This is a genomic window from Pedobacter rhodius (assembly GCF_027213645.1).
Classification (GTDB): domain Bacteria; phylum Bacteroidota; class Bacteroidia; order Sphingobacteriales; family Sphingobacteriaceae; genus Pedobacter; species Pedobacter rhodius.
Map to the genome: position 1 here is coordinate 222,919 of NZ_JAPWGL010000004.1, position 12,397 is coordinate 235,315.

Annotated in this window: 14 protein-coding genes; all 14 read right to left on the reverse strand. The window is 44.5% G+C overall.

Going from position 1 to position 12,397, the window contains the following annotated elements; genetic code table 11:
• Positions 1–275: 275 nt before the first annotated feature.
• The 14 genes from O0931_RS15260 to O0931_RS15325 all read right to left on the reverse strand — a co-directional run bounded on the left by O0931_RS15260 (position 276) and on the right by O0931_RS15325 (position 12,390).
• Positions 276–1,076 carry a DUF4099 domain-containing protein gene (locus tag O0931_RS15260; RefSeq protein ID WP_056095020.1) on the reverse strand — a complete coding sequence of 267 codons (801 nt, stop codon included), beginning with the start codon at positions 1,074–1,076 and terminating at the stop codon, positions 276–278.
• A gap of 9 nt (positions 1,077–1,085) precedes the next feature.
• A complete protein-coding gene (locus tag O0931_RS15265) occupies positions 1,086–2,300 on the reverse strand; it encodes an ArdC family protein (RefSeq protein ID WP_269416446.1) in 1,215 nt (404 codons plus the stop codon).
• Positions 2,293–2,829, reverse strand: coding sequence for a M23 family metallopeptidase (locus O0931_RS15270; protein ID WP_197413307.1), 537 nt, complete (start codon positions 2,827–2,829; stop codon positions 2,293–2,295). Before O0931_RS15270 ends, O0931_RS15265 begins: the two co-directional genes overlap by 8 nt.
• 70 nt (positions 2,830–2,899) lie before the next feature.
• Complete coding sequence (locus tag O0931_RS15275; protein WP_269416447.1) at positions 2,900–3,322, reverse strand: hypothetical protein; 423 nt, start codon at positions 3,320–3,322, stop codon at positions 2,900–2,902.
• A 36-nt stretch (positions 3,323–3,358) separates the two neighbouring features.
• Complete coding sequence (locus tag O0931_RS15280) at positions 3,359–5,401, reverse strand: type IV secretion system DNA-binding domain-containing protein (RefSeq protein WP_056095033.1); 2,043 nt, start codon at positions 5,399–5,401, stop codon at positions 3,359–3,361.
• A 9-nt stretch (positions 5,402–5,410) separates the two neighbouring features.
• The gene (locus O0931_RS15285; RefSeq protein WP_269416448.1) at positions 5,411–6,250 is read right to left on the reverse strand and encodes a DUF4138 domain-containing protein; all 840 of its coding nucleotides are present in this window, start codon (positions 6,248–6,250) and stop codon (positions 5,411–5,413) included.
• Between the two features lie 6 nt (positions 6,251–6,256).
• The gene (gene traM, locus O0931_RS15290; RefSeq protein WP_056095039.1) at positions 6,257–7,483 is read right to left on the reverse strand and encodes a conjugative transposon protein TraM; all 1,227 of its coding nucleotides are present in this window, start codon (positions 7,481–7,483) and stop codon (positions 6,257–6,259) included.
• Between the two features lie 9 nt (positions 7,484–7,492).
• Positions 7,493–7,879 (reverse strand): hypothetical protein, encoded by a 387-nt coding sequence (locus O0931_RS15295; RefSeq protein WP_269416449.1) that lies wholly within the window; start codon positions 7,877–7,879, stop codon positions 7,493–7,495.
• Positions 7,876–8,499, reverse strand: a complete 624-nt coding sequence (gene traK / locus O0931_RS15300) for a conjugative transposon protein TraK (RefSeq protein ID WP_056095045.1) — start codon at positions 8,497–8,499, stop codon at positions 7,876–7,878. Before traK ends, O0931_RS15295 begins: the two co-directional genes overlap by 4 nt.
• Before the next feature lie 4 nt (positions 8,500–8,503).
• A complete protein-coding gene (locus tag O0931_RS15305) occupies positions 8,504–9,631 on the reverse strand; it encodes a TraJ family protein (RefSeq protein WP_056095048.1) in 1,128 nt (375 codons plus the stop codon).
• A 3-nt stretch (positions 9,632–9,634) separates the two neighbouring features.
• The gene (locus O0931_RS15310; protein WP_056095051.1) at positions 9,635–10,408 is read right to left on the reverse strand and encodes a hypothetical protein; all 774 of its coding nucleotides are present in this window, start codon (positions 10,406–10,408) and stop codon (positions 9,635–9,637) included.
• The gene (locus tag O0931_RS15315; RefSeq protein WP_056095054.1) at positions 10,405–11,070 is read right to left on the reverse strand and encodes a hypothetical protein; all 666 of its coding nucleotides are present in this window, start codon (positions 11,068–11,070) and stop codon (positions 10,405–10,407) included. Before O0931_RS15315 ends, O0931_RS15310 begins: the two co-directional genes overlap by 4 nt.
• Before the next feature lie 4 nt (positions 11,071–11,074).
• The gene (locus tag O0931_RS15320; RefSeq protein ID WP_056095057.1) at positions 11,075–11,731 is read right to left on the reverse strand and encodes a hypothetical protein; all 657 of its coding nucleotides are present in this window, start codon (positions 11,729–11,731) and stop codon (positions 11,075–11,077) included.
• Positions 11,728–12,390: a hypothetical protein gene (locus O0931_RS15325; protein ID WP_056095060.1), complete on the reverse strand. Its 663-nt coding sequence runs from the start codon at positions 12,388–12,390 to the stop codon at positions 11,728–11,730. The genes O0931_RS15320 and O0931_RS15325 overlap by 4 nt, the downstream gene beginning before the upstream one ends.
• Positions 12,391–12,397 lie beyond the last annotated feature (7 nt).

Consider the following 12,397-nt stretch of genomic DNA (forward strand, 5'->3'; position numbering starts at 1 on the left):
GGTTAATACGATTGCAGGCAGATCATCTCCGAATACAGTCACGAATTTCGCATTGGGAAATACCAAGCTGATGCGTATTATACCTTCCGGAAGAGCAAGAAAACCAAACGTTGCCAGCGCGGCATCCCGAAATTTGACTGAGGTAGCATCCGACAGAACTTTTAGACAATCCCTTTTTTCATAAAAAAGATAAACGGTACGGATACATATCTCTGGCAGCCCGTAAGGAATCAGGTATGCGAAACCATCGCACATAACCCATTCTCTGTCCATATTTATCTAGATATGCCATGACTATAGCCGCGGCTATACTCGTTTTTGAACTCATCGAGTTCTCTCTGCTGCAACATCTCGTCTGAAATTGCGCCATCGTTTTTTTTCAATTCCAGGAATGCTGATTCAAAGCCTAGTGAAAAGGGAGTCTGATGAATACTTGAATCCATTATGGGAGCGAGATCTTTTAATAAAAAACCCGCGGCTTTACCGTCTTTCAAAAAAGTTAAGATAAGTGCTGTACGGCTGGCTACGATCCCCTTGGGCTCACTGGCCCTATGTTGAATCATCGTCCCATCGATTAGCTGCACAATGCGTCCTAGGGCAAAATCCTTACTTTTCTTTACATCTAGTTTCTCTCCGTTGATCTGAAATGGAACCTCTACCCCTTTTGGATCATAGGAAATGAACTCCCTGGTTTCACTATCATATTCAAATACGATAGTCCTATTTGTGCCATCAGGAAAATTAATGGGTTTTGCAATATTCTTAACCTCTCCTGCGACCAGCGCATCAGCTTCAACATCCAATAAATCCGGAGACAGTTTCGGCTCCTTGTAAATAGGATGCAATTTTATCTCGTGGAGACTATCTTCATCCAGGTTTAAGGATAGCTTAGCATCCAGGCTATCAATAGCAAAAGCCTCGCTGACCAGATTCTTTAGGTTCACTAAAGAAGTTCTCCTGCCCGAAAGAAGTGCAGCAATGTCTGTGTCGTCCAATAAGTACCTGGTCCCGTCGTATAGCCCTAGCCTGGATAGCTCTGCAACGGGCAGGGCCTCCTCGATAATTATATTTTTCATAAATTCGTTTTATCTGTTTAAATCAAGATGTGATTGGTTCACAGCTTCGCCAATCTGGTTAGTGTGCTTATCATTTTGAAACTCAGCACCCATTTCGCGTTTGAGATATAAAAGCGCTGCGTAGAGTCTATCTTCCCGGCCCAATGTAAATGCATTGCCGTTCAGGCTTTCATGCATCTTCAGCCTTCCCTGTTTTAAATGGCCTAGAACCTCATAGACCGATCCGTTATATGGAATCTTATCTCCCGTGGTGAGATACCCAGAAGCTTTTCCGGGAGCAGGCTGCATCGCATTCAGGGAAACCTTTTCATTGGTAATCTCCTGCTTTCTTTCTATATCCATGATATAGCCAAGAATACGCTCGGCATCCATGGAAGCAGAAAAGATCTCAAAAGGATTGTTCTCCAGAATCGATATCCAGCTTTCCACATAGGCATAATGCTGTCCCGGGTCATGGCCTATACCAAGTTCCTGTCCAATAAGCATCGAAGCGATTTCTGCCCTGAGCTCCTCCCTGGCATAGCTCGCATCCCCAAAGCCTTTACCCATGTCTCGGTTCAACCGGTCTGGATGCCCCGTCCAGTGTCCCAGTTCGTGGAGCAGTGTAGCATAATATTTGTGGCTTTCAGAAAACCAGTCCTTGTAGGGAAGCGTAATAGCATCCCTTTTTGGGTCATAAAAGGCATTTGCGGAATATTGGTGAAAAATTACTGCGCCTGAGGAGGCAATGAGATTCTCTGCCCGCTCAACCGGTGCCCACTTGGTGCCTGGCTTTTCTCTTTCCAGTTTGGGCATGCCCTCGATCTGCGCGGCATTAAACACGTAAGCATTGCGAACAATGGCATGGGGAAGTTCCCTTGTTTCCTTTATGGGCTTTCCGAGCTCATCATGCATAACCTTTCCTGAAGCGTCGCGCCTGGTTCGCTCATCACTTGTTTTAACGAACTGGATGAGCATGGATTTCTCTCCCTTTCTCACCTGCATTCCGCTTTCCTCTGCCTGCCTGTAGGTCATCCATCTTGGATCTTCCCTACCTGCCATCAAAAGTGATAGGGCATTGATTCCCTTATATCTATTGCCGCTCTGAAAATTGTAAGGCATTAGAAGAGGCATGCCCGCTGAATCCCATGGAATCTGCCAGGGTGCGGTTCCGGCGCGGAGTGCCTCAATTACTTTCTCGGCAACCTGAACGTGCAGGGGTTTATGAACATCTTTTTTATCCATCTTGCTCTTCCTCCGTATCCGCAAAACCAATTCCGTAAACCCAGGCCTCGTCCTGATTCAGTTCCACTTCCTCTACCATGGCGAGTAGTTCCAGTTTTTGCCTTAGGGTCAAATAGGCTGAATTTTCCATAAAATTTATTTGATTAATTTTGGCTACTTTATAGTAGCGAAGAATAAAGTTTACAGGATCGATGTAGACTCCCCCGATGCGCAAACTAAAGTGCAGGTGTTCGCCAGTCACCCTACCGGTAGATCCCGTAACCGCTATAACTTCCCCAGAACGGACTTCCTCGCCCTTTCGAACCAGAATAATGGAGAGGTGGCCATATATGCTTTCAAGGCCTGAATGATCAATCCTTATAAATTTTCCCAGAATTGGATTAAAGCCTACGCCGGATACCTTTCCGGTAAGAAAAGAAAATACAGGCTCATTTCTTGCGTGAAGATCAATGCCACGATGGAAATCCGCAAAATGGGTAATAGGATGTATCCTTTTACCAAAAGCGCTATTTACCTTTATTGAATTCAAAGGCAAGGAGATTTGGGAGTAGCAGGATAGAGAAGAGCAAACAAAAATGAGAAGTACGCCTGCCAAAAGCCTAACGCTCAAAAGAAACCGCTTCGCTGACATTTATATTGTGATTTCGTGAAATATAGTCCTCCAGGGAAATCATGCTCCTTTTCATCACCTCTGGATTTTCGACAGCAATCTTCATCGCAGCAGAGATGTGACCATAATCTGAATACTCCTGTTTCATATTAATATCGAGCAGGTCTTTAAAAGTACCGGCATCCATATCCTTTACCCCGGTCATAATATCCTGATAAAGCTCCCTTTTATCCTTTAGCACAAGGAGGGCATCTGAGGAATACCTGCCAAGTGGACCACTACCAAAGCCGACGCTAATGTTATCTTTTTGAAGATCCGCTATTGCAATTACACCTATCTGACCCTGTCTGGAAACAGGATCTGTTGTCAGCTGGGGATGTACCACCACAAGCCGGCCGGTTAATTCTTCCATAAAAATTGATTTTAAGATTGAAAAAAAATAGTTTGTTTATCTCTTCATTCCGCCTGCCATGGAGGCTTTGGGACTTTCCCCATTTTTTGGGACGGCAGCCTCGGTTCTGAATTTTTTAACCAATACCTGTATTTCATCATTTATGCGCATGAAGTTTTTACGGAGAATCTCATCCTTTTTTCCTGCGAAATCATAATACAACGGCATATCAGGGTAAGCTTTTTCCTCTGTAGCTAATGCCTCCATATCAAGATTCACCCTGCAGTTGATCGCCGAGGTATCAAATTTTCCGGTATATTCTTCTACCGCATCCGCTGCAAGCATACCAACGAGCTCTCCGGCCTTCAATGATGCGATCTTACCTGCAGGAATCAGCGATTCTAGTTTTTCCGAGAGCGACACCGATGTCTTGGTTCTATCAATGGACAAGCTCTCTGACTGTTGCTTAACTTTCCCAAAAAGCCGCTCCAGCCATTCGAGCGTTTCCTTGTTCCTTACCGAGCCAGAAAGTACATTCCCTACTACCGAGGTAATGGTGGTTGCGGTATCCTTTCCATATTGCTGCTGAAACTGTGGAAGCTCCTGGAGTCCCATGAGAACCGCTACCTTATTTGATCTGGCAGTGGCAATTAGATTTTCAATGCGGTGCACAAATAAGGTTGGCAGCTCATCGATAATCAAGGCCGAGGGCCGGTTTCCTTTAGAGTTGATAAGCCTGGTCAGCCTGTTGAGCACCACAGAATAGCAGGCGGAATTGATATTCTGTGTATTGGGGTCATTGGCAAGGACTAATATAGAGGGCTCCGCCCGGGATGAAATCTTTAAGTTGAAATCATCCGCGGAAAAAACCCAGAACGTCTCTTTAGTAGCTAAGCGGGAGATGAATACCTTTAGCGTTCCTATCTGCCCCTCTAGCTGGTTGAAAGCTTTAGCCTGCCATGCAGTGGCAAATGGAGAAAGTAAGCTCCCAAGCTCAGGATTGGAAAATAGCACCGAAAAAATCTGCTCATAACTGCAGTTCAAAAATGAAAGTACGTGCGGAAAAGTAGAATACTTCCCTCCCTGGTACTGAGAAAAGAAATAAATGCAGGAAGAAAGAAAATTTACCGCACTCTGGGTAAAGAACTGATCGCTACCACCGGATTTATCCCCTTTTTTCAAGGCTTCAACCAGGGCTTCCGCTGTTTCGCCAGCATCGGCGAGCGTTACTATGTAATCTGGTCTTAATACATTTATCCTCCTGCTTCGCTCTACCTGGGTTAAGTTGATGACATGAAAATCAAAGCCTGAGAGCCTGCCCTGCTTTTTACCCAGCAGATAATGGTAATAGGCGATCTGACCCAGGTCGGGAAACTTAAAGTCATAACAGCAGATACAGAATTCCTTAAAGATAAGCTGCCGGATAAAGGGCATAACAATGCCAAAACTCTTGCCCGAGCCCGGGGTCCCGATCAAAAGCGTTCCGCGAAAGATGTTCTCTATGTTAATGAAGCCCGAATGTACTTTCTTGCGGTAATAAAAAAGTGAGGGGATGGTAACTGCAAATGGTCCGTTTACAGGCTTTCTTGCCTGCATAAAGGATTCTTCTTCGGTATTCCACTTATCCTTACCTAAAGAAGAGCTGATAATCTTGGAAACATTATCCATCGCTAGGTGCACCAGGATCGTACCTATCAACAATAAAAAGATATACCCGATATCCTGCCAGCTGGTCAGATAAAAAACCGCAGTCCCCTTTTCACCAAAAAAAAAGATACTGGCCGCCATTAAGACTAATCCCAACACGAGCGGATAAATGATCGCTGTTTTAGCATCAAGATCTTTTTCTTTTTTGCTCAGTGTCCCGATTGAAACCAGCGAGATAAGCAACAACGAGAAAAACCGGCTGTAGAGCGGGTGCTGGTAAATAATAATCCGTGACATGCGCACTAGAAACCTGGCGAGCCCGATTTTCTCTGCACCTAAATCAGTTAACAGCTTAGTTGCATAGACAAACATGAGCACATCAAGCAAAAGGGCTAGATAAATGGCAAACTGAAGGAAGCGGTGCAGGCTCTGTTGTTCCTTGCTTTCTTCCATAATGAAACATTAAAAGGTGTCGGCGTTTAGGATATCGGAGTAACTTAATGAAGCGCGAAGATTTCTTCCGGAAATCTGCTTTTCCGATAATTCAATACTGAATTCCTTGTCACCGGGAAAGGTGGTTTTTTTAATGAAATAAATATTACGATAGGATTTCGAAAATCTTTCAAAGGGATAAAGCTGAAAAACCGGCTTTAATTCTATGGACTGGACATTGGTAGATTTATTGATCTTTCTGTCCGCTATCTTAAACCTGAGCTCGTCGACATCAAAGGTGAGATTTGTCGAGTTATGGAAGCTCAGGTCAAGAAGGATGCAATCGCCAAGGGTATAAACCCGGTTTACCACCAGTGATATCCCGAAAGCTGATTCTTTTTTAATTCGGGAATCCCCTCTGCGCTTTAGCAGGGAAAGCGCATTGCTCTTCATTTCGTTCTCTGATAATCCTATCCCCGAAATATCAATGGATCTCATATAGGTTGGCAGGATATCGATTTGTGTGGAAACCAGCTCGGGACTAGCAGGCGATAAAAAGGAGAGTCTGTATTGTGCAATAAAGGTTTCTCCGACAATGGTAACCAGGCCAGCATCGCCGCTGGAGAAAAGAGCGGCAACAGAGTCTGGAATCGCCTTGATCCTGAGAATGTTCTTTTCCGGAAGGTCACCAATCAGCGAACTGCTGGATAGGTCTACATAGGAAATTTTCTCTGGCGAGATGAAGTGGATAGAAACTGAACCCGATATTCCGATTACCGGAATATCGGCAACGGTAACTGAGTGTGGCACTTGCGCATAAAGGGCCAGTGAGCTCAGGAAAATTTGAGCTAGGAACAATATTTTTTTCATGAAATTCTAATAAGATTGTTGTTTTCTTTTAAGCTCATTGGGATCAATGAGATAAACCTGGGTATTGTATCTGACCTTGACCTTATTGGACCGGATCAACTTGTTTACCGCTGTTGTTGTAGACTGGAACATCTTGGAAAGCACCCCCATAACGAGTTGATTGTTGTTTTCTGCCATCTGCTGTATGGTAATCCCTTGCGTGCTTGAACTGCTCATGTCCCTGGTAAATTCGCGAAAGGCGGAAGATGGAACATAAATACCGGCCATTCCGTCGTTGTCATAAACCTGAAGATTTACCGGCAGAATTTCCCCGCCATGGAATACCGATGAGATCACCAAGGAAACCCTTTGGGCAGAGAAGCCTGAAATAGTTGCATAGAGGTAGGTGCCTTTAGGGATCATAAACTTGCCGGCCATGATATCATCAGTCAGCCTTATACGCAGGCGCGATCCGGAAAAGCCTGTAACATCCTGATCAATGATCGCAGAAATAGGGCGTTCGACATCTCCGGAAAGTATGGTATTGAAGCCAGCCGAAAATCCATGCGATCTTTTGACCGGAATGATCTTCTTGCTTTTGGCTTCTGCTTCGGCCAGTTTCAGAGCCCGTTCTTTTTCAATATTCTCCTTTACAGCGGGATCATTAGCTTTCCCCATACTGTCGACAAGAGCCATCTGTGCCCGAAAAAGCTGCATGGGATCGGATGGGTTTTTAGAGTTATCAACCTCCTTAGTTACCCTGTTCTCCTGCATTTTTATCTTCGACAGTGCCGAGGCGAGTGCGATGTCCTGCTCAGTTCTGGAAGGGTTCCGCGACTTTACAAAGCTCTGTCCTGCCGCAGAATATCCATGGTTTACATTTTCCGGTCTGCCTGGCAGACCATATTTTGCCTTCATTACCTGGTCAATGGAATCTAGCATATGCTTTTCCCTCAAATTGTAGGATGAGCTTATCTCTGCCAGCTGTTGGTTTTCTTCACCAATACTACCAACAGCAGTGTATCCATCGGCCTGCTTGAATTTATTTCTAAAGGCATCCAGCTTTCCCGAAAGCTCCTGGTTCCTCACCTGCTCGGAAACATTTGCCACGTTGGTCTGTAGCGAATCTCTTCCCAGGACTATTTTACCTTCTTTTCCAAAACTGCTTTTATAGACATAAAAGAAGAGAAAAAGAAAAGGCAGACAGATTATGGGAAGAGCGTACCTGGGCTTTTTTAAATCTATTTTTTTCATATAATTTAATTAATTCTTCGTGTGGCCGGCACGCTCAAGCTCGGCTACCATACTGACCATGAGCAGGCTGTCCTGGCTATTTAGCGTTTCCTTGGCCAATAAAACTTTCAGCGCTTCCCTAATTTCCAGAGTTCTTTTAAGCTTACTTACAGTTGTTCCTATTTCGCTAAGCCCACTCTCAACTTTTAGCAGTGCTTTTTTTTCTAAAGGGGCTTTTTTTGAATCCATTCTCAGCAGCGTAAAGCACAAGAGAAAGGAACTGGCTAGTAGCAGCACCATAGATGAGAAGATAACCTTCGGATATTTTTTGAAAAAACCTGATATGGAGGCCAGGGGGCGTTCGATCAGATCAGAGAACTCATTTCTGAGTTCTGAAAACACAGTTGTCTTTTTCATTGGAATGCATTTTTATCTATAGTTGAAATATCCCTGTTCTCTAATGTCTTCCATCTGGTAATTAAGACCGCGTGGGGATTATTGTCAGATCTTGTTTCAAGATCGACCAGGCTTCCCTCCGTGATAAGCGAGCGGGTGACGCTTGAACTTCTCCTGTCTATTTTCTGTGTACCATAATACCGGAAATACATTCTTTTTTCATCTAAAAAAATAGAATCGGTACGGAGCGTGAGTACAGCAGAGGAGGAGAGAATAGAGGTGAAAAAACCTTTTTCCTTCAGATTATTATACTGAAGGGCACCACTTTCATCAATAAGGTACATGGCCTGTTTCATCTGATATTCTATGAACTTATCATCTGGTACCAGCGAAAAGAAAAGAGAATGGAATTTTGCAATATGTGCGCGATATTCTGCTGCTCTGTTTAGCTGCACATCGGTCTGTTTTGCCAGGATTGGTGTTCCCGAGGGGTCAAGAATATAAATACTTTTACGAGAATCCCTAACATATCCATAGGCAAAAAAAGAAACAACAGCGACTACCGATAGACAGAGCAAAAAACTTCCCAGCGAAAGGAATGTGGCTAGACGGATTTTGGATTCGATACTTTTTATCATCATCTCTCTATCCTCCCATTATCTGTCCAGCAACCCTGGTCATGCTTGATGCACCTCTTCCCATAGAACTTGCGGCAGAAGATACACCCGATGTGGATACTATCCATGTTGAAATGCTCGGCACGGTAAGCATGGTTAGTGCACCGATGATAAAGGTTACGATTACCATTCCAAAGGAGAGAACTCCATTGCTGGCAAACCAGCCGAGCTTTTCAAGGCTTGCCCCGCCAGTCCCAACAAGCTCCTGATAACGGGTAATTTCCGCCTCAAGTGCATAATGCTGGAAAAGGGACGCTACATACATCACCAGATATGCAATCCCTGAATAAAGGTTTACGGAAATGAACCTGGCGACCCATGTCGAAAAGGAATCCCTGAAAGCTGGCAGAATAGAGACGGCTACTGAAAAGGGGCCTAAAATAATCAGTATCGTGGAAAAGATGATCTGAATGATAAAAATAATGTAGGTGCAGACCCTGAGTATCCATATAGCGAGTGTTTCCAAAAGAGAGGTAGCCAAAAGTTGCAGACCAACCTCCAGCCGGTTTCTCATTTCCACTATCGGGTTCCAGACTTCGGAAAACCCTTCCTTTACCGAAGACTTAACAGATTCCCATGCATTTTCATACCAGGTATCCGCTTCTGTTTTTGCTGTCTGCGTCTCGGCCTGAATTTTATAGAGCTGATCAGAAACCTCTACCATGAGCTTCGCCCGCTGTAGCCTGAGATCATTGATCTCTGCCTGGCTGCCATCGAACATTGCTGAGGTCTTCTGTTCTACAACATCGGTTGGATACGCAAGGACCCGGGTAAAGATGCTCCACCATAGAATCACCATGGTCAGACCGAAAGGACGGAGCAGCGGCATAATTTCAAGCTGTTTATCCCCGGAGATCATTTCATAGCTTTTGATAGCAAAAAAGATGAGCATAAAAATTGCCGCCAGTGCCTGCGCATCTGCAATAAAGGCATCATAATGAGTCCAGATCGTACTTTTCATCTCATGCAGAAAATGCATCATCCCCTCTTCATACACGCCGTTGCCCTGAAGAAAATTAAAAGTGTCCTTGAACGAATCGGGCACTGCCTGCACAAAAAAACCGGCTGTGCCGGTTATAACATTTAAAATATCCATTGCTTATAGTTTTGATTTTTTAAGAATATCATTGGCAATCTGGATATCGCTCTTTGGGGATGCTGGTCTTTGAACTTCACCGGCCCGTAACTTCTGGACAGATGAGCGGATAGAGAGATAGGTTTTTGCCCTGGATTTCTTGGTTTCCCAGCTTGCCGAGAGTTTTCTGAATTCAGATAGCATCCTGTGGTAGGCCATTATCCTTGATCCCCGGTCTAAGGTAGTCGACCTCGCGATTTCCAGCCTTTCAAGAAGTGCACTGCTTTCCTCCCTGTACCAGTCAAACAGACCCACAGATATTATGTATTTCTGTTCTGCAAGCGAAAGGCCTGCAAGCATATCGGCATCTGCCTGATTTAATAATCCTTCAAACTCGTTGCGATAGTACATTAGCCAAAGGGGATCGGCAAAAGAAAGTGCCGAAGAATAATTGGAGGCCTCGCTCAGCGCAGTATTGCGAAGGGTATCCGCATGCAGTTTGTAGAGATTATCTGTGTTCTGCATGGCTGCTGCCAACATCAGCCGTTGCGTTTGTGGACCGAGCGGGCCAAGGGGTCTTAGATCCGTTTTGGGATAATTGGGGTGAAGCGCCCAAGTAATCCAGTAATCAGGGTTGAGCCCTAAAAATCCTGGTTTGGGCGTAAACTTATCCGCATCCCATTGCTTGAAGACCATTCGTTCCTGCTGGTAGGTAATGTGTTTGTCGGTAATTTTCTTCTGTGACCAGAGGAGCGTTGAGAGCAAACAGAGGAAAAGAAGCAAAAAAGGTTTTTTCATGGTTTTAAAAGTTTTGATTTGAATAAAATATCACTCCCGAGACGCAGATCCTGATTGATAAAGCCCTGATAGGGATTAAGCGAACGGAAGACTCCATTCATTTTTGTCCAGTACATGGATTTTTTCATGCTGAATACCAGGGCACGGATGACGCGGAGCTCTAGGGCAATTTTCTTAAGCAGCGCATCGCGCTTTTCGAAATCCATGAGGACGTTTTCGCCTTCCTTCAATACAAAAGCAGAGACTTCTGAAAATAGGTTTATCCCCCTATCTTTTACCTGGCGGGAAACGTCTTCTGCAAAAAGCAGCAGATGGGGATCTGATTTGGCGATATCAATCATCCCGGCACTTTCCGATGAAATCTCGGCAACCAGTGAGCCGATCTGTCTGACCGCGATTGCTGTTTTGAGCCCCTGATCAACTTCTCTTAAGGAAGACAGGATTAATGACTGAACCATAACGACCGCGCCCAGATTGAGATTAATATCCGAAAGGCGGTTGTTGATCGTATTTAAATAACTGTTATACGTATTTTCAGCTGCCAGACGTACTGCTCCATTTTCATTTACGATATTAAAATGCCCGCGGTCAAAAACTAGCCTTTGAGCTTTACTACAATAATGACCAATCAGCATTAAAAAAATTAAAATAAGCAATTTCATAACATCAGTTTTTTAGGATATCTTTTTTTCGCAGGATTTCATCTACCAATTTTTTATCGGTATTGATAAATTCTGAGAAAGGGTTTAGCTGATTGAAGACCTTTTTTCTTGAAGAATATTGAAGGGTTACCGCCAGTCCTCTGGATGCCCCGGCTATCAGGCGGAGTTCAGTGAGCACATGGGAAAAAAGCATTTTGCGGTCGCTCTGCTTCATCTGGTTGATGTCCTGCATAGAAAGAGCAAGTCCGTACAAAAAATTCAGCAGTGCATGTGCCCGATCCCCCATATCCAGCTCTGCCTGTATGGCCAGAACGGAAAGTATAGAATCGTCCTTGCATAAATCAAAAATCATCCCCTGGCTTTCGGTAATATCAGCAATCAATGGATAGGCTTCGATTCCGATCTGCACCGCATCAATGGCAAGTCCCAAAGTCTTGAACCGGGACTGGATATCCCTGTATTTATTCTTTAATCTTACCATCAGGGTTTTGTTTGCCTCCTCATTTGCAGTGGATCCCGCCTGCCTGTCCCTCGCATCAGACTGTTTTCCGTGTTCTGTTTTGCTATTACCCACAAGCTGGTGCAAAAGCCCGACATTCAACTGCGCATGAGCAGCTATTGATATGAAAATCATAGCCGTGAAAAATGCTGCGCTTTTCATTGCTTGAGCATCTTGGCATTCCTGATAATATCGTCCGCTATGCGTTTATCAATATTGATATATCCTGCATAAGGGTTTAGGGAATTTAAGATTCCGCGCTGCTTTGCCCAGTACATCGTACGGTACATGCCATAGGCCACTCCGCGGAGGATGGTAAGTTCTGTGACGATCCTATTGAGAAGCTTTGCCCGTTCACCGGAATCCATCAGCGCGTCCCTCCCGTCTTTTAATACAAAAGAGCTAACCTCGGTAGCAAGGTTGATCGAACGGGTTTTGAACTCCCTAGCACCTCCTTCGGCAAACAGCAGTAATACCGGGTCACCAGAGGCTAGATTAATCGCCTTATTCACATCAATGACAATATCCTGAGAAATCGCATAAATATCCTTAACAGAAAGCAGAGACCTCATTACTCCTGAAACCTCAGATAAGCCTCTGTAAATAGTGGATTGAAGGTCATTTACAATTCCAAGCTGACCAGTTACCGCGAGCTGTGCCCTTTGCACAAGAGTAAGGTTGTCGCTGGTTCGGGACAGACCGCTGTTCATCACCCCTGCATGGGCAGCCGTGGCCGCAGCGGTTGTTGGGTCAACGTATATTTGTGCGGAGGCCGATTGCACGAAGATTCCAAATAAAAAATAGATGAATATTTTTCGCATAAAAATA